The organism is Rhizobium sp. 0TCS1.26, assembly GCF_050455525.1.
In the GTDB taxonomy this organism is placed as follows: domain Bacteria; phylum Pseudomonadota; class Alphaproteobacteria; order Rhizobiales; family Rhizobiaceae; genus Neorhizobium.
The window spans coordinates 230,293-250,236 of sequence record NZ_JBCIYV010000003.1 but is presented as its reverse complement, the minus strand read 5'-3'; the positions used below and the strand labels follow the sequence as shown (position 1 = coordinate 250,236).

Annotated in this window: 20 protein-coding genes and 1 pseudogene; 8 read left to right on the top strand and 13 right to left on the bottom strand. The window is 63.6% G+C overall.

Translation table 11 applies throughout. The features are described from left to right. Positions 1 to 39 precede the first annotated feature (39 nt). Both AAIH46_RS15250 and AAIH46_RS15245 read right to left on the bottom strand, forming a co-directional pair. A pseudogene (locus tag AAIH46_RS15250) lies at positions 40 to 268 on the bottom strand (ABC transporter permease); the annotation flags it as partial. A gap of 122 nt (positions 269 to 390) precedes the next feature. Beyond that, on the bottom strand, positions 391 to 1,299 hold the full coding sequence (locus AAIH46_RS15245; protein ID WP_430306815.1) for a methylenetetrahydrofolate reductase: 909 nt from the start codon (positions 1,297 to 1,299) through the stop codon (positions 391 to 393). Between the two features lie 245 nt (positions 1,300 to 1,544). Here AAIH46_RS15245 and AAIH46_RS15240 point away from each other — a divergent pair, with 245 nt between their 5' ends. The 7 genes from AAIH46_RS15240 to murA all read left to right on the top strand — a co-directional run bounded on the left by AAIH46_RS15240 (position 1,545) and on the right by murA (position 8,990). Then, a complete protein-coding gene (locus AAIH46_RS15240) occupies positions 1,545 to 2,504 on the top strand; it encodes a VOC family protein (RefSeq protein ID WP_430306814.1) in 960 nt (319 codons plus the stop codon). Between the two features lie 4 nt (positions 2,505 to 2,508). Further along, a complete protein-coding gene (locus AAIH46_RS15235; RefSeq protein ID WP_430306813.1) occupies positions 2,509 to 3,237 on the top strand; it encodes a PIG-L deacetylase family protein in 729 nt (242 codons plus the stop codon). Further along, positions 3,237 to 3,908, top strand: a complete 672-nt coding sequence (locus tag AAIH46_RS15230; RefSeq protein ID WP_430306812.1) for a 4-carboxy-4-hydroxy-2-oxoadipate aldolase/oxaloacetate decarboxylase — start codon at positions 3,237 to 3,239, stop codon at positions 3,906 to 3,908. Before AAIH46_RS15235 ends, AAIH46_RS15230 begins: the two co-directional genes overlap by 1 nt. Continuing rightward, the gene (locus tag AAIH46_RS15225; RefSeq protein WP_430306811.1) at positions 3,901 to 4,968 is read left to right on the top strand and encodes a 4-oxalomesaconate tautomerase; all 1,068 of its coding nucleotides are present in this window, start codon (positions 3,901 to 3,903) and stop codon (positions 4,966 to 4,968) included. Before AAIH46_RS15230 ends, AAIH46_RS15225 begins: the two co-directional genes overlap by 8 nt. Before the next feature lie 225 nt (positions 4,969 to 5,193). Next, positions 5,194 to 5,928, top strand: a complete 735-nt coding sequence (locus AAIH46_RS15220) for a GntR family transcriptional regulator (protein ID WP_430306810.1) — start codon at positions 5,194 to 5,196, stop codon at positions 5,926 to 5,928. Positions 5,929 to 6,079: 151 nt separating this feature from the next. Beyond that, positions 6,080 to 7,489 carry a vanillate/3-O-methylgallate O-demethylase gene (ligM, locus tag AAIH46_RS15215; RefSeq protein ID WP_430306809.1) on the top strand — a complete coding sequence of 470 codons (1,410 nt, stop codon included), beginning with the start codon at positions 6,080 to 6,082 and terminating at the stop codon, positions 7,487 to 7,489. A gap of 175 nt (positions 7,490 to 7,664) precedes the next feature. Next, the gene (gene murA, locus AAIH46_RS15210) at positions 7,665 to 8,990 is read left to right on the top strand and encodes a UDP-N-acetylglucosamine 1-carboxyvinyltransferase (RefSeq protein WP_430306808.1); all 1,326 of its coding nucleotides are present in this window, start codon (positions 7,665 to 7,667) and stop codon (positions 8,988 to 8,990) included. An 11-nt stretch (positions 8,991 to 9,001) separates the two neighbouring features. On the opposite strand, the gene AAIH46_RS15205 is transcribed toward murA, so the two are convergent. The 6 genes from AAIH46_RS15205 to AAIH46_RS15180 all read right to left on the bottom strand — a co-directional run bounded on the left by AAIH46_RS15205 (position 9,002) and on the right by AAIH46_RS15180 (position 15,542). Next, the gene (locus AAIH46_RS15205; protein ID WP_430306807.1) at positions 9,002 to 9,700 is read right to left on the bottom strand and encodes an ABC transporter ATP-binding protein; all 699 of its coding nucleotides are present in this window, start codon (positions 9,698 to 9,700) and stop codon (positions 9,002 to 9,004) included. Continuing rightward, positions 9,697 to 10,443, bottom strand: coding sequence for an ABC transporter ATP-binding protein (locus tag AAIH46_RS15200; protein WP_430306806.1), 747 nt, complete (start codon positions 10,441 to 10,443; stop codon positions 9,697 to 9,699). The genes AAIH46_RS15205 and AAIH46_RS15200 overlap by 4 nt, the downstream gene beginning before the upstream one ends. After that, entirely contained in the window at positions 10,440 to 11,450 is a 1,011-nt protein-coding gene (locus AAIH46_RS15195; protein ID WP_430306805.1) for a branched-chain amino acid ABC transporter permease, read from the bottom strand. The genes AAIH46_RS15200 and AAIH46_RS15195 overlap by 4 nt, the downstream gene beginning before the upstream one ends. Further along, complete coding sequence (locus tag AAIH46_RS15190; RefSeq protein WP_430306804.1) at positions 11,447 to 12,307, bottom strand: branched-chain amino acid ABC transporter permease; 861 nt, start codon at positions 12,305 to 12,307, stop codon at positions 11,447 to 11,449. Before AAIH46_RS15190 ends, AAIH46_RS15195 begins: the two co-directional genes overlap by 4 nt. A 61-nt stretch (positions 12,308 to 12,368) precedes the next feature. Beyond that, positions 12,369 to 13,538, bottom strand: a complete 1,170-nt coding sequence (locus tag AAIH46_RS15185) for an ABC transporter substrate-binding protein (protein WP_430306803.1) — start codon at positions 13,536 to 13,538, stop codon at positions 12,369 to 12,371. Positions 13,539 to 13,763: 225 nt separating this feature from the next. Continuing rightward, a complete protein-coding gene (locus AAIH46_RS15180; RefSeq protein WP_430306802.1) occupies positions 13,764 to 15,542 on the bottom strand; it encodes a thiamine pyrophosphate-requiring protein in 1,779 nt (592 codons plus the stop codon). Between the two features lie 196 nt (positions 15,543 to 15,738). Here AAIH46_RS15180 and AAIH46_RS15175 point away from each other — a divergent pair, with 196 nt between their 5' ends. Continuing rightward, positions 15,739 to 16,638, top strand: coding sequence for an NAD(P)-dependent oxidoreductase (locus AAIH46_RS15175; protein WP_430306801.1), 900 nt, complete (start codon positions 15,739 to 15,741; stop codon positions 16,636 to 16,638). Positions 16,639 to 16,689: 51 nt separating this feature from the next. Here the strand turns inward: AAIH46_RS15175 and AAIH46_RS15170 are convergent, their stop codons facing one another. The 5 genes from AAIH46_RS15170 to manD all read right to left on the bottom strand — a co-directional run bounded on the left by AAIH46_RS15170 (position 16,690) and on the right by manD (position 19,941). Beyond that, positions 16,690 to 16,920, bottom strand: coding sequence for a hypothetical protein (locus AAIH46_RS15170; RefSeq protein ID WP_430306800.1), 231 nt, complete (start codon positions 16,918 to 16,920; stop codon positions 16,690 to 16,692). Between the two features lie 112 nt (positions 16,921 to 17,032). After that, the gene (locus AAIH46_RS15165; RefSeq protein ID WP_430306799.1) at positions 17,033 to 17,233 is read right to left on the bottom strand and encodes a hypothetical protein; all 201 of its coding nucleotides are present in this window, start codon (positions 17,231 to 17,233) and stop codon (positions 17,033 to 17,035) included. A gap of 78 nt (positions 17,234 to 17,311) precedes the next feature. Continuing rightward, positions 17,312 to 17,491 carry a DUF3606 domain-containing protein gene (locus AAIH46_RS15160; RefSeq protein ID WP_430306798.1) on the bottom strand — a complete coding sequence of 60 codons (180 nt, stop codon included), beginning with the start codon at positions 17,489 to 17,491 and terminating at the stop codon, positions 17,312 to 17,314. A gap of 61 nt (positions 17,492 to 17,552) precedes the next feature. Beyond that, complete coding sequence (locus AAIH46_RS15155) at positions 17,553 to 18,707, bottom strand: mandelate racemase/muconate lactonizing enzyme family protein (protein ID WP_430306797.1); 1,155 nt, start codon at positions 18,705 to 18,707, stop codon at positions 17,553 to 17,555. 25 nt (positions 18,708 to 18,732) lie between these two features. Continuing rightward, the gene (manD, locus tag AAIH46_RS15150) at positions 18,733 to 19,941 is read right to left on the bottom strand and encodes a D-mannonate dehydratase ManD (protein ID WP_430306796.1); all 1,209 of its coding nucleotides are present in this window, start codon (positions 19,939 to 19,941) and stop codon (positions 18,733 to 18,735) included. Positions 19,942 to 19,944 lie beyond the last annotated feature (3 nt).

Genomic DNA, 19,944 nt, shown 5'->3' with positions numbered 1-19,944 from the left:
CGAATGGCTAAAGATGAGTTCGCAACCAGCACCATAGCGCATCTGGCCGGCGGGTCGGTTGGCGGCAATGATGACGCAGACGATGATGAGGCCGGTCATGATCACGCCTTCCGAAGCCGCAGGTGTTGAGCATCGACACCACCAGGAACATGAACAGCGTCGCTTCCCATATGCCAGGAACGTTGACATTTCTACCCGACACCGCTTGTCAACCGATGACAACGACGGCGATCGACATCAGCGGGTAATCGGCGCCGATTTTCAGCGATTAGTGAGAAGGCAGCACACATCAGCGCCGCCTAAGAAAGGCTCGCGATGCAGGAGCCGCCGGTGACGAGCACAGTGACGATCCAGGTGCGAGCCTGCGCCGTGACGAGGGCCGGAGCCGCCTCAGCCTCGCTGCGATCGCTTGCGGCACCATGTGACCGCCGCCTCGATGCCTCCGAGCGGAAATATGTGGATCTGCGCCAGCAGGCTCTGCGGGTGCGACCTCCTGTAGGCCTCGAGTTCATCGACGACCTCGGTCGGCTCGTAGGGAAGCAGCAGCCGGCGCACATCGAGCGCCCGCTTCTGAAGGATCTGCAGCGATGGGCCGACGCCGCAGGAGAGCGCGTATTTGAGGAGCGTCTGGAGCCTGGCGGGCCCAGCGATGCCGACATGCACCGGCAGATCCACACCCAGCGCCGCGATCCTCTGCGTCCAGTCAATGATCGGCTTCGTATCGAATCCGAACTGTGTGGTCAGCGCCACGCGCGCATCCGTCCGCTCCGCATAGGCCTGCTTCGTCAGCAAGGCAGCATCGACGTGCCGTGTCGACAGATCGCCATCGATGTCGCGATTGCCTTCCGGATGGCCGGCGAAATGCAGGTTCGTGAATCCCATCCGGTCGAAGAGCCCCGTCTCCACCAGCTCCAGCGAGCTGCCGAATGATCCGCGCGGTGAGGAGTTTCCACCCGCCAGAAGCAGCGCCTGGCGGATATCGGCTTCCGACCGGTAGCGGTCGAGCCAATCCTTCAGCATCCCAGCGTCGGCGATAGATCGTGCGGGGATATGCGGCATCACCGCAAACCCTTCGAGATGAAGACGGCGTGCCGTGGCGACCATGTCTTCGATCGGCGTGCCATCGATATGGGCAAGATAGACGCGCGTGCCCGCCGGCAGCATTTGCCGGAAGTCGCCGATCTTGGCAGCCGTGCGCGGCATCACCTCGATCGACCAGTTGTCGAGCAGGCTCGGCATGCCCGCCTTCGGTGGCTGCCCGGACAGCTGCTGGTTCGGACGTTCCTTGCTCACATCCATCCTCTTCCTCCACCGTTGCAAATGTATACATTAATCGTGGATCGAGCAATCCGTGCGGTATTGCAGTGGAGCATTATCGGCACATCCGGCTCAACACGAAGCATCCACTCCCCCGGCATGTATTCATTGCTTGCGCACGGGCGGGGCATCTGGCACTCTTGATGCAGAGGAGCCTGCCTGGCAGGTGACGCGTCATAGGGTCTTGGGAGGGACGATATGATGGCAAGTCTCGTCGGCGAACGGCTATGAGCGAGCCCTGTTTCGATGTCGCGCATCTTGGTCATGTGGAGCTCTATACAGATCGCTTCGATGAAAGCCTTGACTTTTTCACGCGCGTCTACGGCCTGACGGCAAGCAAGATCGAAAGCGACTGCGCCTATCTGCGCGCCTTCGACGACTACGAGTTTCACACGCTGAAGCTCAGCCGTCATGTGACGACCGGTATCGGCCACGTCGCCTATCGCACCACGTCCGAGCCGGCACTTGCACGGCGGGTGGCGGCGATCGAACAGATGGGCTGCGGCCTTGGATGGGTCGACGGCGATGAGGGCCATGGGCGCGCCTACCGGTTCAAGGACCCGGACGACCACGTTTTCGAGATCTACTACGACACTCGGGTCTATGAGCCGCCGCCCGAAGAACGGCCGGCGCTGAAAAACATCGCCCAGCGTTACCACGGCCGCGGTGCATCGCCGCGCCGGCTCGACCACCTGAACCTGCTGGCGACCGATGTGCGGCAAATCCGCGATTTCATGACACAGGCACTCGGCAGCCGGGTGACGGAGCAGATCCAACTCGACAATGGCCGGCTCGGCGGCTGTTGGTTCACGGTCAACAACAAGAGTTACGACATCGCCTATTCGGAAGATCAAACCGGCGCCACCGGTCGCTTCCATCACGTGACCTACGCGGTCGATCAGCGCGAGGACATCCTGCGGGCGGCGGACATATTTCTTGAGAACGGCGTGCATATTGAGACCGGGCCGCACAAGCACGCCATCCAGGGCACGTTCTTCCTCTACGTCTGGGAGCCTGCCGGCAATCGGGTCGAACTCGCCAATGCCGGCGCAAGGCTGATCCTGCGCCCCGACTGGCCGACCGTTACCTGGACCGAGACCGAGCGGAAAAAAGGGCAGGCCTGGGGCCTGAAGACGATCGACACCTTCCACACGCACGGCACGCCGCCCGTCGCCCGCAAGGAGTAATCCGATGGCAAAGACCGCCTTGGTGATCAGCGCTCACTCCGCCGATTTCGTCTGGCGCTGCGGCGGCGCCATCGCGCTGCATGCGCAGAAAGGCTACCAGGTCACCGTTGTCTGCCTGTCGTTCGGCGAGCGCGGCGAAAGCGCCAAGCTATGGAAGCTGCCGGACATGACGCTCGACAAGGTGAAGGCCGGGCGCCGCAAGGAGGCGGAGAATGCGGCGCGGGCGCTTGATGTTCACGATCTCCAGTTCTTCGACCTTGGCGACTATCCGCTGGAGGTAGACCGCGCCGCCAAGGACAGGCTGGTCGACGTGATCCGCGCGGTGCAGCCCGAATTCATGCTGTCTCACTCACGCTGGGACCCATACAACACCGATCACATGCACGCGACGCAGGTGGCGCTGGAAGCCCGCATGATCGCCCAGGCTTGGGGTCACAATCCGGGCGGAAAAGTGCTTGGCGCACCGCAGCTCTATCTCTTCGAACCTCACCAGACCGAACAGATGGAATGGAAGCCGGATGTCTTTCTCGACATTTCGCCGGTCTGGGAGAAGAAGTGGGCCGCCATCCAGTGCATGGAAGGCCAGGAACATCTCTGGCACTACTACAAGAACGTCGCCGAGAACCGCGGCAATCACTTCATGCGCAATTCGGGCGGCCAATCCGGCGGTCGCCGATCCAGCCATGCGGAGGGTTTCCAGTCGATCTTCCCGCGTACCGTGGATGAACTGTGATGGCGGTCGTCGTCCGGAACATACCCCGCGCAGAACCTTCCGTCATCGACAGGCTGGCCGCCTGCGGGGTGGCGACGGTGCACGAGGCCTCTGGCCGACGCGGCCTCATGGCGAGCGGCATAAGGCCGATCCAGCAAGGCAGGCGGATCGCCGGCAGCGCCATCACCATCTCCGCGCCGCCCGGTGACAACTGGATGCTGCATGTGGCAATCGAACAGGTGAAAGCGGGCGACATCCTCGTGCTGGCGCCGACGAGCCCGTGCGAGGACGGCTACTTCGGCGATCTGCTTGCGACCTCTGCCGCCGCCCGTGGCTGTCGCGGCCTGATCATCGAAGCCGGCGTGCGCGACACTGCCGACCTGCGGGCGATGGACTTTCCAGTCTGGTCGAAAGCGGTCTTTGCGCAGGGGACCGTCAAGGAGACGCTCGGCTCGGTGAACGTGTCGATCGTCTGCGGCGGCACCATCGTCAATGCCGGCGATGTGATTGTCGCCGACGACGATGGGGTCTGCGTCATACCCTCCGCCGATGCCGCGCAGGTAGCCGACAGAGCCGAGGCGCGTGTCGCTCTCGAGGAGAGCAAGCGGGCGCGGCTGGCGTCAGGCGAACTGGGGCTCGACATCTACGACATGCGTGCGAGGCTGGCGCAGAAGGGTCTCAAATATGTCTGAGGCCAGGACCGCATCCTCCGGCCAGGGCGTGCGCTGCATGTGGATGCGCGGCGGCACATCGAAGGGCGGCTATTTCCTGGCCGAAGATCTGCCTGCCGATCGCGACGCCTTTCTCTTGCGCGCGCTCGGTTCGCCGGATCCACGCCAGATCGACGGCATGGGCGGCGCCGACCCGCTGACCTCGAAGGTCGCGGTGGTCAGACGCTCCGAACGGTCGGACGTCGATGTCGACTATCTCTTCCTGCAGGTGTTCGTCGACCGGCCGATCGTCTCCGACGGCCAGAACTGCGGCAACATTCTCGCCGGAGTCGGTCCGTTCGCCATTGAACGCGGGCTGGTAACGGCTGCGGACGGCGAGACGACGGTGCGGATCTTCATGGAAAACACCGGGCAACTGGCGATCGCGCGTGTCGCGACGCCGGGCGGCTCGGTCAGTTATGCGGGCGAGGCGCGGATCGACGGCGTGCCGGGAACGGCATCCGCCATCCCGATCACCTTCGCCGACACCGCCGGCTCCTCTTGCGGCGCGCTTCTTCCCACCGGCCGCACGGTTGACGTGATCGATGGCATTGCCTGCACCCTCATCGACAACGGCATGCCTTGCGTCATCCTCGAAGCGGCGTCGGTCGGCATCACCGGCACGGAGACACCCGAGGTGCTCGAAGGCGACAGTAGTTTGCGCGAGCGGCTGGAAGCGATCCGCCTCAAAGCCGGTCAGATGATGGATCTCGGAGACGTGTCGGCAAAATCCGTTCCGAAAATGACGATGGTGTCGCGTCCGCGGGCGGGCGGCGCGATCTCAACGCGGACCTTTATCCCGCATCGCTGCCATGACGCGATTGGCGTTCTGGGCGCCGTCAGCGTCGCGACCGCCTGCCTGCTGCCGGACGGACCGGCGCGTGCGCTTGCAACGCTTGGAACAGGCGACCGACTGCAGGTTTCCGTCGAACACCCGACGGGCGAGATGACGGTCATCGTATCGCTGAAGGATGGCGAAGTGCGCGAGGCAGCCGTGCTGCGGACAGCGCGAAAGCTCTTCGACGGCATGATCTTTAGCTAGCCTTGCCCGGCATCTCAAACGCTCGAAACCGCAGGAGCAGACGCTGTCGCGAAGCCGCACGTGCCAGCACTTATCCCAGATGCCTTGGAGCATCGGCTTGCGTGACGCGTCGATCCGCTATGTATACACTCGCAGCCAATAGAGCTGATGGCCGGCGCGACTGGATGACCGCACAGCCATGAATACTTGCCCGGACACACGCGAACACAAAGGACAGATCGTCGGATGAGGCACACGGAAGCGGCAACCCACGGCCGGCGCGCGGTCATAGACCTTCGCGAACGCATCCTGAGCGGCGAGTTGCAGGGTGGAACGCGGCTCTTCGAGGTGCCGCTTGCAGAACTGCTCGACATTTCCCGGACGCCAGTTCGCGAGGCCCTGTCGCGACTTGCGGAAGAAGGCCTGCTGGACCGTCTGCCGAGCGGCGGCTTCATGGTGCGCCGGTTCGGGTTCTCCGACGTGGTGGATTCGATCGAGGTGCGCGGCGTCATGGAAGGCATGGCCGCGCGCGTCGCCGCCGAACGGGGTGCGGCACCGCATCGCCTGAAGGAGATCAAGGATACGGTCAGCCGTCTCGATGCGTGCTTCGGCGAGCGACCGGAGGACGTCGACTTCGACGCCTATGCGGATCTGAACGAGATCTTCCACCGGCAGATGGCCGGTCTGACAGAGAGCGACGTGATCCGCCGGGAAGTGGAGCGAGCAAGCGCCCTGCCCTTCGCGTCACCCTCCGCCTTCCTGCCCGACCGATCGGATATCGCCACGTTCCGGCGGTCGCTGCGAACTGCCCAGGAACAGCATCGCGGCATCGTGCGCGCCATCGAAATGCGCGAGGGAAGCCGCGCCGAGGCTCTCGCCCGCGAGCATGCACGGACGGCCCGGAGCAATCTCGAATACATCCTCAACGAGGATCCGTCGCTTCTCGAAAAGGTCAAGGCGCTGGCCCTCATCCAGGGCTGAGAGAATGGCGCACGTTCTGCGCATTCATGTCGGCAAACGAGCAGGCTTTTTCTGCCGGTCCCCAGCAGCGCCCCTTTTGCACTTGCAAATCCTCCTCCGTCAGCGTTCATATGTATACATACGATTGCTTTGAAGGAGAGGAGGCCCTCAGATGAAATCGAGCTTGTCCCAGATTCTGGCCGAAGCGCCGAACGCAGTTCAATTGCTGCGCAACGCCAAGACCGGCATGTATGTATACCCGGTGGTGGCTCCAGAGTTTGCCAACTGGCGCACCGAACAGGCGGCCTGGCGCAATTCAGCCGTGCTGTTCGACCAGTCACACCACATGGACGAGCTGATCGTCGAGGGGCCGGAGGCGGAAGCATTTCTCAGCCATCACGGGATAAATTCCTTCACCAATTTCGGCCTCAACCGCGCCAAGCACTTCGTGCCGGTGACGCCGAACGGCCACGTGATCGGCGACCACATCATCTTCCGCGAACGCGAGGACAAGTTCATCCTCGTCGGCCGCGCGCCGACGTCCAACTGGCTGATGTTCTGCGCTGCCTATGGCAAGTGGAATGTCCGACTGAAGCATGATCCGCGTTCGCCGTCGCGCCCGGAAGGCGAACGCGTGTTGCGCACACATTATCGCTACCAGATCCAGGGGCCGGACGCCCCGAGGATCTTCGAGAAGATGAACGGCGGGCCGATCCAGGAGATCAAGTTCTTCCATGTCGACCAGATTAAGGTTGGCTCGAAGACCGTCCAGGCTCTGCGCCATGGCATGTCCGGCGCTCCTGGGTTGGAGATCTGGGGGCCTTACGAGGACAAGAGCTATATTCTCTCCTGCATCCTCGATGCGGCCAAAGACGCCGGTGTCGATCTCGTTCGTTGCGGCAGCCGCGCCTATTCGACGAACACGCTCGAATCCGGCTGGATCCCATCGCCGCTCCCGGGCATCTATACCGGCGACGGCATGCTGGCCGCCTACCGAGACTGGCTGGGAGCCGACAGCTACGAGGCCATGGGCTCGATCGGCGGCAGCTTCGTCTCCGACAATATCGAAGACTACTACGTCAATCCGTTCGAGCTCGGCTACGACTTCTACATCGGCTGGAAGAAGGATGATTTCATCGGCAAGGCAGCGCTTGAAAAGATGAAGGGCCAGACCAGCCGCCGGAAGGTGACCTTCGAGTGGAACGCCGAGGATGTGGTCGAGGTCATTGCCTCCGCCTTCCGGCCGAGCGAGGATCACTACAAGTGGATCGACTTCCCGCAGCCGAACTATGCCTCGACCAGCGCCGACCTGATCCTGCGCGACGGCAAGCGGGTCGGCATGTCGATGTTCAACGGCTACTCCTACAACGAACGCTGCATGCTGTCGCTCGGCGTGGTCGACGCGGATGTCAAGGAAGGTGAAATCCTTCGCCTCGTCTGGGGTGAGCCGGATGGCGGTTCCGGCAAGACTTCCACGGAGCGGCACAAGCAGACGGAAATCCGCGTGCGCGTTGCACCCACCCCCTATGCGGCGCAGGCACGCGAAAGCTATGCCGACAGCTGGCGGACCAAGCGAAGCTGATCGGCAACCGGGTCGCCGGACACGCAGAACCAGCGGAACCAACCTTCGGCGTCACCGTCCGCCGAAATTCCGCCTCCACAAAACGGTTGGGAAATGCAGCAGCGCTCGACCGGCGCCTGACACGACTCGAACGCTTGTGCCATAAGGGCCTTCCGCATCGGAAGGATCGAGCCCCATGGCGCAAGCGCAGCCGCACGAAAAAGTCCAGTACATCGTGGAGGGCGGGCACCGTCTTTCCGGCGAGATCCGGCCGAGCGGCAACAAGAACGCCGCGCTGCCGATCATCGCTGCCTGCCTGCTGACTGACCAGCCCGTGCGGCTCTGCAACGTGCCGCGCATCCGCGACGTCGAGGCGCTTGTCGAGCTCATCGGTTCGGTTGGCGCCAAGGCCGTCTGGCTCGGTCAGAACGAACTCGAGATCGAGGCGGCCGATCTGCGACCCGCCGATCTCGATCCGCACCTCTGCGCCCGGATCCGCGCCTCGATCCTGCTCGCCGGACCTATGCTGGCGCGCTGCGGAAAGGTGACGCTTCCACCACCCGGCGGCGACGTGATCGGGCGCCGTCGCGTCGATACGCATTTCCTTGCGCTTAGGGAACTGGGCGCGCAGATCACCGTCGACAGCGCCTACCATTTCAACACGGACGGCCTGCGCGGCGCCGACGTATTTCTCGACGAGCCCTCCGTCACCGGCACGGAAAACGCTCTGTGTGCTGCGGTCGCCGCCGAGGGCACGACGATCCTGCGTAACTGCGCCTCCGAGCCGCATGTCCAGGACCTCGCGCATTTCCTGATTGCCCTTGGCGCCACGATCGAGGGCATCGGCACAAACACGATGATCATTCGCGGCGGCCTGCCGCTGAAGGGCGCTTCGTACCGCATCGGTCCGGATCACATCGAGGTGGGCTCGCTGATCGGCCTTGCCGCCGTCACCCGTTCGGAAATCATCATCCGCGATGCGGGTGTCGAGCACCTGCGGTCGACGCTGATGACCTTTGCCCGCCTCGGCATCGTGTGCCGGATCGACGGCGACGATCTCATCGTCTCGGCCGATCAGGAGATGAAGATCCAGGCCGATTTCGGTGGTCACATCCCGAAGATCGAGGACCAGCCCTGGCCGGCTTTCCCCGCCGACACGATGTCGATCGCCATCGTCACGGCCACGCAGTGTGACGGCGTGGTGCTGATGTTCGAAAAGATGTTCGAAAGCCGGATGTTTTTCGTCGACAAGCTGATCGCCATGGGCGCGCGGATCGTCCTCTGCGACCCGCACCGCGCAATCGTTGCCGGGTCCTCGCAGCTGCGCGCCGCGACAGTCGAGAGCCCCGACATCCGTGCGGGCATGGCCATGCTGATCGCAGCACTCTGCGCCGAAGGCACGAGCGTCATCAACAATGCGCAGCAGATCGAGCGCGGCTACGAACTGATTGACCAGCGGCTGAACGCTCTCGGTGCGAAGATCACCCGAGTGCCGCCGCGCGAGCCGGCGACGGGAGCTTGAGCAGGCAAGGTTCAGACCGCGAGAAGGCTTTCGAGTTCGTCCGGATGCGCCAGCAGCGTCTCGGACCGCTCGCGCAAGACGACGGCGCCACGGTTCAGCACCACCGCCTCGTCCGTCAGCGGCAGCACCTTGCGGGCTTTCTGTTCGACGATGATGGCCGACAGTCCTTCCTCGGTGACGACGCGCCGCAGCACCGCGAGCAGTTCGTCGACGATGATCGGCGCCAGTCCCTCCAGTGGCTCGTCGAGAAGCAGAAGGCGGGGATTAAGCATCAGCGCCCTGCCGACTGCCAGCATCTGCTGCTCGCCGCCGGATAGCTGATTGCCGAGATTGCGCCTGCGCTCGCCAAGTCTTGGAAACATCGAGTAGATCGAGGCAAGATCCCACCGTCCCGGGCGCGCGGCAACCGTCAGGTTCTCCTCCACCGACAGGGAGCGGAAGATGTTGCGCTCCTGCGGCACCCAGCCGATGCCGGCTGCAGCCCTATGCTCCGCGCGCAAGTCCGTGATGTCGCGGTCCTCAAGGAAAATCCGCCCCTGATGGTGGGTGGTGACGCCGACGATGGTGTTGATCAGCGTCGTCTTGCCGGCGCCATTGCGGCCTAGCAGCGCAAGCGACTGGCCGGCATCGAGCACAAGATCGACGTGATTGAGAACCTGTGCCTCGGCGTAGCCGGCAACCAGTTGATCCAGCCACAACAGCGTGCTCATGCGGCATCTCCAAGATAGATCGCCCGCACCTGCTGATCACGGGAGATTTCGTCGACAGTTCCCTCCGCAAACAGCCGGCCCGCAGCGAGCACCGAAATGCGGTCGGCGAAGGAAAAGACGAGGTCCATGTCGTGCTCGATCAGCACGACGGTGACGTCGTCCGGAAGCGCGCGAACCATTCCCAGAACCTCGTGACGATCCTCCTCGGGCACGCCGGCCGCCGGTTCGTCGAGCAGCAGGACCTTAGGGTTCAGCGCCAGTGCCAGGGCGATCTCGAGCAGCCGCTGCTTGCCGTAGGGAAGGCTTCTTGTCGGCAGGCACATCCTGTCTGCGAGACGAAACCGCTCGAGCAGCGCTGCCGCCTCGTCGACCGCCTCCCGGCACCGAGACAGCGGCCGCCACATGCGGGCGCCCTCGCCGCGCCGCTCGGCCACGGCCATCGACACCGATTCAAGAGGCGTCAGATCATCGAACAACTGGTTGATCTGGAAGGTTCTTGCGAGACCCCGTTTGACGCGCCCGGACGGCGACGCGGCGGTGATGTCTTCGCCGTTGAGCAAAATGCGGCCGCCGCTTGGCGTCAGCGCTCCAGTCAGAAGGTTGATGATCGTCGTCTTGCCGGCGCCGTTCGGTCCGATCAGCGCGTGCCGGGCGCCGGTCCGGATGCTGAGCGAAACGTCGTTGGTGACCACCAACCCGCCAAAGCGCTTCATCAGCCCATGCGTCTCGAGCGCCGCGCTCATGCCTGCTCCCTTGCCAGTTCGGCTGCGCGGGTCGCGGGTCGCAATCGGCGGAACAGGAACCTGAGGTTCAGCCTGTCGCGGCCGATCAACACCAATCCGACGAGTATGAGGCCGATCCAGAACATCCAGTATTGCGGCGTGACAACCGAAAGCCAGGCCCGCAAGAGAGTGAAGACGACTGCGCCGACGATGCCGCCATAGAGATAGCCGACTCCACCGAGCACCAGAACCAGCAGCACGTCGGCGGAACGGTGGAAGGCCAGCACGTCCGGCGATACGAAGCTGGTCGTCTGCGCCAGAAGCCCGCCGGCCATGCCGGCATAGAGGGCGGAGATGGTGTAGATCACGACAATCCGCCGGTTTGCGCCGATGCCCAGCATCGCCGCGCGTCGCGGATTGCGCTTGATGGCCTTCAGCGACAGGCCGAACGGCGAGTGCACGAGCCGCCGCGCCGCCAGCATCAGCAGGAAAAGCACGCCGAGCGAATAGAGGTAGCCCGTGCGTCCCCACAGATCGAATTCGAACAGACCGGCAATCGGATCGATGACGATGCCGCTCATCCCATCGGCTCCCCCGGTCAGCCAAGCTGCCTGGTTCGCCGCTTCCGCCAGCAGCATGCTGACGCCGAAGGTGGTCATCAGCCGCGTGAGATCCGAGCCGCGCAGGACGAGGAAACTGGTGAGAAATCCGAGCACTCCCGCGAGCAGGCCGGCAGCGACCAGTCCGGTCAGCGGCTCCGGGCTCACGTGAAGGGCGAACAGGCCGGCGGCATAGGCGCCGACGCCGAAGAACGCCGCATGACCCAGCGACAGGATGCCGACGTAGCCGACGATCAGGTCAAGCGACACGGCAAACAGGCCGAGAATGGCAATCTCACTGAGCAGCAGTTGCTGCGCGGGAAGCAAGAAGGCGACGCCGACGGAGGCAATCCAGAAGCCGATCTCCAGCGGCTTCCAGCTGTTTCGGCGCCGGAAGAACGCCGCGGCGACCGCAGAGGAACCGCTCATCGGCCACCCTCCCGCGAGAACAGGCCGTGCGGACGCACGATCAGGAAGACGATCATCACCGCATAGATGATGAAGGCTCCGAGCGACGGGATGTAATACTTGCCCGCGACATCGGCTATCCCCAGCAGCATGGCAGCGGCAAACGGCCCGGTAATCGACGAGGTGCCGCCGATCGTCACGACGATCATGAAATAGATGAGGTATTTCAGCGGAAAGTTCGGATCGAGACCGAGAAGCTCGACGCCCAGTGCGCCGCCGAGGCCTGCAAGACCCGAGCCAAGCGCGAAGGTCAGGACGAAGATCAGCGAGACATTGATGCCGAGACCGCGCGCGACGCGTCCATCGTCCACGGCGGCACGAAGCTGGCTGCCGATGCGGGTTCGCGTCAGCGCCGTCTGCAAGGCCAGCGTCAGGAGTGCGCAGATGACGATGATGAACAGTCGGTACCGACCGATCCCGACGCCGAACAGCGTGAAGCGGCCGGACAGTTCCGGCGGCAGCGAGATCAGCTGCTGCTGGCCGCCCATGACATAGTCGATGCCGGCGACGGCCATGAACACGAGACCGATGGAAAACAGAACCTGGTCGAGATGCGGCGCCGCGTATAATCGACGATAGAGCGTCACCTCAAGCAGCGCGCCCAGTGCCGCGGATGCCAGGAAGGCTGCCGGCAGGCACCAGTAGAAGGAGATGCCGTAGCGGTTCATCAGCACCACGGTGACATAGCCACCGGCCATGGCGAAGGCGCCGTGCGCCAGGTTGACGAAGTTCATCAGCCCCAGCGTCACGGCCAGCCCGCAGGCCAGGACGAACAGCAACATGCCGTAGGCGATGCCGTCGAAGAGGATGGTCAGCATGCTGCCTCCGGATGCCGGGAACGCCCGGCATCATCCTGTCGAACCGCAGGGCGGGCGCGCCTCACGGCGTGTTCGGGTCCCTGACCTTCGGGAAGGTGGCGAATTCGACATTGTAGAGTTCGCCGTCCACCTTCTTCACCTCGCGCATGTAGATGTCCTGCACGATGTCGCGCGTCTGCGGGTCGATGGTGATCGGCCCCCGTGGACTGATCCAGGACATGCCCTTCATTGCCTCGACCAGCTTCGTGCCGTCGGTGTCGCCCTCGGTCTTCTTCAGCGCCGCATAGGCGAGTGCCATGGCATCATAGCCGCCGACGGACATGAAGTTCGGCCGCATGTTGTTCGCGGCCTTGCGCACTTGGCCGACGAAGGCCTTGTTTTCCGGGCTGTCATGGGCCGCGGAATAGAAGTGACCGGTGATCACGCCGAGTGCGGCATCGCCCATGCCGTTCAGCAGGTCGTCGTCGGTCACGTCACCGGTGGCGATGAGGCGGATCCCGGCCTCGCGCAGGCCACGCTCAACAAACTGCTTCATGAACAGCGAGCCGACGCCAGACGGCACGAAGACGAAGACAGCATCCGGCTTGGTGTCACGCACGCGCTGGAGGAAGGGCGCGAAATCCGGATTCTGCAGCGGAACCCGGACCGCCTCAAGGATCTCGCCGCCGTCCTTCTTGAACTGGTCGGAAAATCCCTTCTCGATATCGATGCCCGGCCCATAGTCGGATACCAGCGTCACGACCCGCTTCAGGCCGTTCTGGGCTGCCCATGAGGCAACTGGCACGGCGGATTGCGGGCCTGCCATGCTGGTGCGCACGTAATAGTCCGATTTCGACATGATCGCCGATGTGGTCGCAGACGTGATGATCGCCGGCACCTTCGCCTGAGCAAGAACAGGCGCCACCGACAGCGCCAACGGCGTCAGTCCAAAGCCCATCAGCATCGAGGCGCCGTCCTTGACCACCAGCTCCTGGGCGATCCGCCGGGTCTGGTCGGCGGTGCCCGCGTCATCGCGCAGAACGACCTCGACCTTCTTACCCGCAACCGTGTCGCCGTTGAGAGCCATGTATGCCCGGACCCCTGCCTCCACCTGCCGGCCGGTCGAGGCGAACGGTCCGGTCATCGGCAGGACGAGCCCGATCTTCACGGTATCTGCTGCGTATGCGGTAGATGACAGCAGGCCGCACAGGGTCGCGCCCGCCATGAACATCCGTCTGGATAACGATGCCATGTATACTCCTCCCTCGGTTCATGCAGGAAGGCCGGCACACTCCCTAATGCCAGAAACGCCCATCCCCTGAACTTTCGCCGCGACACCCAAGTCTCCTCCTCAGGTCGCACCGATGAATGTATACAGGAAAACTTTGAAGAACAAGACGTGGCCAGCGCCGCACAGGGAGGGGTTACGGCCGGTCAAGACACTGACGCGTTTGAATGGATCGCCGCAGCGGCCGCTTTAATCACGACGAATTGCGCTGAGGATCTGCCGGACCGTCCCCTTGATTATCCCTGCCTCGTGCGGATCCCCTTTCAGCAGCGCCTCACTCATCGACTTCATCTGCTTGAAGGTGATGTGCGGCGGCAGCGCCGGAACTTCAGGATCTGTCTTCACCTCCAGCAACACCGGACGCGTGCCCGTGAGCGCACTCTCCCAGGCGCTGCCCAACTGCTCCGGATCATCGACGAAGATCCCGCGCAGCCCGATCAGTTCGGCGAACTTGTGATAGGGGACGTCGGGGATCTGCTGCGACGCGTTGAACTTCGGATCACCTTCGATGATCCGCTGCTCCCACGTCACCTGGTTCAGATCCTCATTGTTGAAGACGCAGATCACAAAGCGCGGATCCTGCCATTGGTGCCAGTACTTGGCGACAGTGATCAGCTCTGCCATGTTGTTCATCTGCATGGCGCCGTCGCCCACCAGCCCGATGACCGGCCGATCCGGATGCGCGAACTTGGCCGCGATGGCGTAAGGCACGGCCGCCCCCATCGAAGCCAGGCCGCCGGACAGGGAACCCATCATGCCGCGCCGCATGCGCACGTCGCGTGCATACCAGTTGGCGCAGGATCCGGAATCGCTGGTGATGATGGCACGGTCCGGCAGACGTGGAGAAAGCTCCCACGTCACCCGCTGCGGATTGACCGGATTGGCAGCTGCCATGGCGCGCTTTTCCAGCAGCGTCCACCAGTCGGTGACCTTTGCCTCGATCTTGCCGCGCCACTTCCCTTCCTTCTGGAGAAGGCGCGGCAGGAGCGCCTTCAGCGTCTCGGAGGCATCGCCGACGAGATTGACGTCCATGGGGTAGCGCAGCGACAGCATCGACGGCTTGAGGTCGATCTGCACCGCTTTCGCCTGGCCTTCGGCCGGCAGGAATTCGGAATAGGGAAAGCCCGAGCCGATCATCAGCAGCGTGTCACAGTCGCGCATCAGGTCCCACGACGGTTCCGTTCCCAGAAGGCCAATCGAGCCCGTCACCCAGGGCAGATCGTCGGGCAGCGCCGCCTTGCCGAGTAGGGCCTTGGCGGCACCCGCCTGTAGTCGGTCGGCAACGGCGATGACTTCGTCGCATGCACCGAGCGCACCCGCGCCGACGAGAATGGCGACGCGTTCGCCGGCGTTGAGGATCTCTGCCGCAGCGTCGAGGTCGGCTTCGCACGGAAGGCATCGCGGCGCCCGGTAGCCGACGCCGGAATGGATGGTGCCGTGGTCACGCGGCGGCTCTTCATACGGCATCTCCTGCAGATCGTTGGGCAGGATGATTGCGGTCACTGTCCGATTGGCAAGCGCGATCCGCACGGCGCGGTCGACCAGGTGACGCACCTGCGCCGGATGGGACGCCTGCTGAACGAAGTCGCCGGCGACATCCTTGAACAGCGAAACCAGATCGAGTTCCTGCTGATAATGTCCACCAAGGGCGGCCCGGGCCTGCTGGCCGACGATTGCGAGTACCGGCTGATGGTCGAGCCTTGCGTCGTAGAGGCCGGTAATGAGATGCGAGGCTCCGGGCCCTGACGTGGCGATGCAGACGCCGAGTTCGCCGGTGAACTTCGCGTGGGCCGCCGCCATGAAGGCCGCCATCTCCTCGTGGCGCGTCTGGATGAACTCGATCTTTTCGTCCGCACGATTGAGCGCACCGAAGACGCCGTTGATGCCATCGCCCGGATAGCCGAACAGGCGGCGCACGCCCCAGGCATGCAAACGGCTGACGAGAAAATCACCTACTGTCCTGGACATTCTGCACCTTCGATGGCTGGCTGCGGTCTTTCGCAAACCAGCCTGCGCCATCGATGTTCCGGTCTTGCGGCTTCTTGTGCCGTTGCGGTTCGTCCCGCCGAGCCGATCATCGGCTGCAGCTAAAATTCGCTGCTTACCGCTCGCTCATCCCCATGGTCAGGCGCGGCCGCGGCAGCTAAGTTCGACCGGCTACAGCATGGGAGGATTGCAGTTGAGCAAGGAACGAATCGGATTTATCGGTCTCGGGCTGATGGGCCACGGCATGGCCAAGAACCTGGTCACTAAGGGCTGGCCGCTGACCGTCATGGCGCACCGCAACCGGGCGCCGGTGGAAAGCCTCGTCGCGCTGGGTGCGAGTGAAGTCTCGACGCCGGCGGAGATGGCGCGCCAGGTCGACGTGATCGTTCTCTGCGTTACCGGCTCGCCGGAAGTGCGCGGCATCATCTCCGGGCCTGACGGGATCGCTGCCGCCGGACGCGAACTGCTAATCATCGACTGCTCCACCTCGGATCCGTCGGTAACGATGGAGCTTGCCCGGCAGCTGCAGCCGAACGGCATCACTCTTGCCGACGCGCCGCTCAGCCGGACGCCGGCGGATGCGCAAGCCGGTACGCTCGACGTGATGGCGGGAGGAGACGACCACGTCTTTTCGCGGATGGAACCGATCCTTGGCGCCTTCGCCGGCCGCATCGTTCGTACCGGACCGGTCGGCACCGGCCACACGATGAAGCTGCTCAACAACTTCCTGTCGCTCGGCTATGCATCGCTTTATTCCGAAGCCCTGATGATCGCCGGGAAGACCGGACTTTCGCCGCAGGCTTTCGACAATGTCATTCGCGGCGGCAGGATGGATTGCGGCTTCTACCAGACCTTCTCCAAGTGGTTCATCGACCACGATCCGAATGCGCACAAGTTCAGCATCCGCAACGCCTTCAAGGACCTCAGCTACCTGCAAAGCCTGGTAACGGCCGTCGGCGCGGCCAATCCGGTGGGGGCTGCCGTGCGCAACAGTTTCGGCCTCGCCGTCGGACTCGGTCATGCGGAAGACTACGTGCCGAAGATGGCCGACATCATCACCGACGCCAACAAAGGCTGACAGCAGACGCATCCGATCCGGCGGCACCGCATCACCGGTGCCGCGCGGCGATCAGAGCAGCGGCTGACGCTGCTTCCAGCTGCGATAGGGGCTCATGGCCTGACCGGGATAGCGATCTTCGATGGCCGTCTCGACAAGCGCAATCCGGGCAAAGACCTCGTCGCGCGCCTCGCCATCGACCGCCTCGCTGCGCTTTTCCAGTTCGCTCATGGTGAGGAATACCTCATCCTCCGTCATGGCTTCGAGAGCGGTGGCGAAATCCTGGATCGGGAGGTCTTTCATCGGTCATCCTGACAATGATGCTGGGCGGCGCTGAACGACGCGCCCGCGTTTAACGGCTGTCGTGCCGACGTCAACCCGGCGGCGGCCGAAACGGTTCCGGTCGCCGGCGTAGCTACCGGCGCGTTTGCCGTCCCGCCACACTGACCAGTACCGCCGTGGAGAGCAGGATGCTCGACACCAGCGTCGCGATTGCCAGAAGGCCGCCACTGGTGATCTCGGCCTTGGCGGAAAAGCTCACCCGTTTCGACAACGTGACCGAGACTTCGGCGCAGTGGTGCTCCGCAGTCGCTGGAAACCCGACATCCTTCGACACGCTCAACTCCGATCGATGCTGGATGAAACAGATGCGCGAGGCCGCCTTGGCCGGCGGCGGACGCGTATCAGGCCATTTTCAATCGGCTCTGTCGAGTCGATCCTCGACCTTCTTCCGGCTGTTGCCAACCTCATGAACGGCCTGCTTCACCTCCGCGCGCGAGACGTCCTGCTTTTCCGCCTCATAGCGGACCTCATGGTCCTGTCCGGCGGCGACGCGGGCTCTGTCCTGATTGCGGCCACGGGTGCTGTCTGCCATTTCGAATACCTCCTTGGTTTGCTCCCGCATAACGTCCACGGGACTCCGAGGTTCCTGCCGTCTACCAGTTGGTGACGGACCCGTCGCGACGCTTCAGGTGCGGTGCTTCCCAGAATTCGAACTCCTGGCGCGAGAGCAGCTCCTCGTTGACCTCGATGCCGAGGCCGGGCGCATCCGAAACCGGATAGACGGCGCCTTCCAGCTTCGGCTGAACCGGGAAGAAATCCGAATTGTCGAAGCCGAGATGGGTTTCCGCCGGACTGCTGCGGGTTTCGAGCCAGGAGAAATTCGGCACCGCCGCACAGAAGTGAATGGTGGCTGCCGTGCAGACCGGACCGAGCGGGTTGTGCGGCATCATGTCGACGTAGTGCGTCTCGCTCCAGGCCGCGACCTTCATGCTCTCGGTCAACCCGCCGACATTGCACACGTCGAGCCGGTTGAACTGGTGGATGTCGCGCTCGATGTAGGGCTGGAACTGCCATTTGGAGGCGAATTCCTCGCCGATCGCAAACGGGATATCCGTCATCCGCCGCAGCGCCTCGTAGGCGCCGGGGCTTTCGTCGCGGATTGGCTCCTCAAGAAAATCGAGCGTGCCCTTCGGCATCTTCTGGCAGAAGCTGGCGGCCTCCGCCACCGTCAGGCGATGGTGGTAGTCGATGCCGAGGACGACGTCGTCGCCCAGCGCCTCGCGCGCCTTCACCAGCCATTTGGCTGTCGTCGCGATATGCTCGCGCGGCTCGTAGATCTCCTTTTCCTCGTGACCGGCCGGCGACAGGCGCATCGCGGTCCAGCCGTGCTCCATCAGCATCTGCGCCTGCTCGATCATCTCGGGGCCGGGTGCCGCAAGGGTCGTTGCGAATGTCGGGATGCGGTCGCGCTGCTTGCCGCCCAGCAGGTCGTAGACCGGCACGCCGAGCGCCTTGCCCTTGATGTCGTGCAGCGCGATGTCGATCGCCGAAATCGCCGCCTGCAGCACGCGGCCGCCCTCGAAATACTGGCTGCGGTACATCTCCTGCCAGAGCGCCCCGATTTTGAACGGGTCGCGGCCTTTGAGGAACTCGGCATAGTGCTGGAGCGCGCCGGCAACCGCCTTCTCGCGTCCCGACAGGCCGCTCTCGCCCCAGCCGAAAATGTCGTCGTCTGTCTCGACCTTGACCAGCAGCTGGTTGCGGATGCCGACCTTGACGGCATAGGTCTTGATGGCGGTGATCTTCATGGCTGTCTCTCCCCTCGCCTTTCGCCTACCAGTGCCACAGGGTTCCGTCTTCCAGACGGTTCACCGGCAGGTAGGCGCGCTGGTACGGATATTTCGCCGCCAGTTCCTCGTTGATGTCGACGCCGTGGCCGATCGCCTCGCCCGGATGCAGGTAGCCGTCCTTGAGGCTCCAGGCGCCGGGGAAGACCTCGAGGATCTCCGGCAGGTAGCCGGAATATTCCTGGATGCCGAAGTTGGGCACCCAGAGGTCAAGATGCAGGTTGGCGCCGAGGCAGATCGGTGACATGTCCATCGCCCCGTGGCAGGCGGTGCGGACATTGTAGACGGATGCGAAATCCATGATCCGCCGCAGCGCCGTGACGCCGCCGGCATGCACGCAGGTGGTGCGGATATAGTCGATCAGTTGCTCTTCCATCAAAAGGCGCGCGTCCCAGATGGTATTGAACACTTCGCCCACCGCAAGCGGCGTCGTGGTGTGCTTGCGGATCAGGCGGAACCCTTCCTGGTGCTCGGCAGCCACCGTATCTTCCAGCCAGAACAGCCGGGCGAATTCGAGATCCTTGCCGACCCGGGCCGCCTCGATCGGCGTCAGCCGGTGGTGTGCATCGTGCAGCAGTTCGACGTCCCAGCCGTGCGCCTCGCGCACCGCCTCGAACAGTTTGGGGATATGGCGCATGTACTTTGAAGTCGACCAGACTTCCTCATGCGGAACCGCATCGTCTTCGGCATTGTTGGTGATCGACTTGGCGCCGGTGCCATAGACGTCGGGCAGGCCGGGAATGCCGACCTGGACGCGGACGGCCTTGTAACCCTCTCCGATCCGCTTGCCGACGGCGTCGACGGCTTCGGCGATCGTGGTGCCCTGCGCATGCGTGTAGCACAGCACCTTTTCCCGGCTGGCACCGCCCAGCAGCTGGTACAGCGGCATGTTGGCGGCCTTGGCCTTGATGTCCCAGAGCGCCGTATCGATGCCGGCAATCGCTGCCATCGTCACCGGTCCGCGACGCCAGTAGGCGCCCCGGTAGAAATACTGCCAGATATCCTCGATACGGCTCGGATCACGGCCGATCAGCAGCGGTGCGATATGCTCTTCCAGGTAAGCGACCACGGCCTTCTCGCGACCGTTCAGCGTCGCGTCGCCGACCCCAGTGAGACCTTCATCGGTAAAGATCTTGACCGTTACGAAGTTACGGCCGGGCGAGCAGACGATGACCTTTACATCGGTGATTTTCATCAG

What these genes read in the sequence shown, in the direction of transcription:
- AAIH46_RS15245 (WP_430306815.1), bottom strand. Translation starts at nt 1,299, where the DNA reads ATGGATGTGAGCAAGGAACGTCCGAACCAGCAGCTGTCCGGGCAGCCA.
- AAIH46_RS15240 (WP_430306814.1), top strand. Translation starts at nt 1,545, where the DNA reads ATGAGCGAGCCCTGTTTCGATGTCGCGCATCTTGGTCATGTGGAGCTC.
- AAIH46_RS15235 (WP_430306813.1), top strand. Translation starts at nt 2,509, where the DNA reads ATGGCAAAGACCGCCTTGGTGATCAGCGCTCACTCCGCCGATTTCGTC.
- AAIH46_RS15230 (WP_430306812.1), top strand. Translation starts at nt 3,237, where the DNA reads ATGGCGGTCGTCGTCCGGAACATACCCCGCGCAGAACCTTCCGTCATC.
- AAIH46_RS15225 (WP_430306811.1), top strand. Translation starts at nt 3,901, where the DNA reads ATGTCTGAGGCCAGGACCGCATCCTCCGGCCAGGGCGTGCGCTGCATG.
- AAIH46_RS15220 (WP_430306810.1), top strand. Translation starts at nt 5,194, where the DNA reads ATGAGGCACACGGAAGCGGCAACCCACGGCCGGCGCGCGGTCATAGAC.
- ligM (WP_430306809.1), top strand. Translation starts at nt 6,080, where the DNA reads ATGAAATCGAGCTTGTCCCAGATTCTGGCCGAAGCGCCGAACGCAGTT.
- murA (WP_430306808.1), top strand. Translation starts at nt 7,665, where the DNA reads ATGGCGCAAGCGCAGCCGCACGAAAAAGTCCAGTACATCGTGGAGGGC.
- AAIH46_RS15205 (WP_430306807.1), bottom strand. Translation starts at nt 9,700, where the DNA reads ATGAGCACGCTGTTGTGGCTGGATCAACTGGTTGCCGGCTACGCCGAG.
- AAIH46_RS15200 (WP_430306806.1), bottom strand. Translation starts at nt 10,443, where the DNA reads ATGAGCGCGGCGCTCGAGACGCATGGGCTGATGAAGCGCTTTGGCGGG.
- AAIH46_RS15195 (WP_430306805.1), bottom strand. Translation starts at nt 11,450, where the DNA reads ATGAGCGGTTCCTCTGCGGTCGCCGCGGCGTTCTTCCGGCGCCGAAAC.
- AAIH46_RS15190 (WP_430306804.1), bottom strand. Translation starts at nt 12,307, where the DNA reads ATGCTGACCATCCTCTTCGACGGCATCGCCTACGGCATGTTGCTGTTC.
- AAIH46_RS15185 (WP_430306803.1), bottom strand. Translation starts at nt 13,538, where the DNA reads ATGGCATCGTTATCCAGACGGATGTTCATGGCGGGCGCGACCCTGTGC.
- AAIH46_RS15180 (WP_430306802.1), bottom strand. Translation starts at nt 15,542, where the DNA reads ATGTCCAGGACAGTAGGTGATTTTCTCGTCAGCCGTTTGCATGCCTGG.
- AAIH46_RS15175 (WP_430306801.1), top strand. Translation starts at nt 15,739, where the DNA reads ATGGGAGGATTGCAGTTGAGCAAGGAACGAATCGGATTTATCGGTCTC.
- AAIH46_RS15170 (WP_430306800.1), bottom strand. Translation starts at nt 16,920, where the DNA reads ATGAAAGACCTCCCGATCCAGGATTTCGCCACCGCTCTCGAAGCCATG.
- AAIH46_RS15160 (WP_430306798.1), bottom strand. Translation starts at nt 17,491, where the DNA reads ATGGCAGACAGCACCCGTGGCCGCAATCAGGACAGAGCCCGCGTCGCC.
- AAIH46_RS15155 (WP_430306797.1), bottom strand. Translation starts at nt 18,707, where the DNA reads ATGAAGATCACCGCCATCAAGACCTATGCCGTCAAGGTCGGCATCCGC.
- manD (WP_430306796.1), bottom strand. Translation starts at nt 19,941, where the DNA reads ATGAAAATCACCGATGTAAAGGTCATCGTCTGCTCGCCCGGCCGTAAC.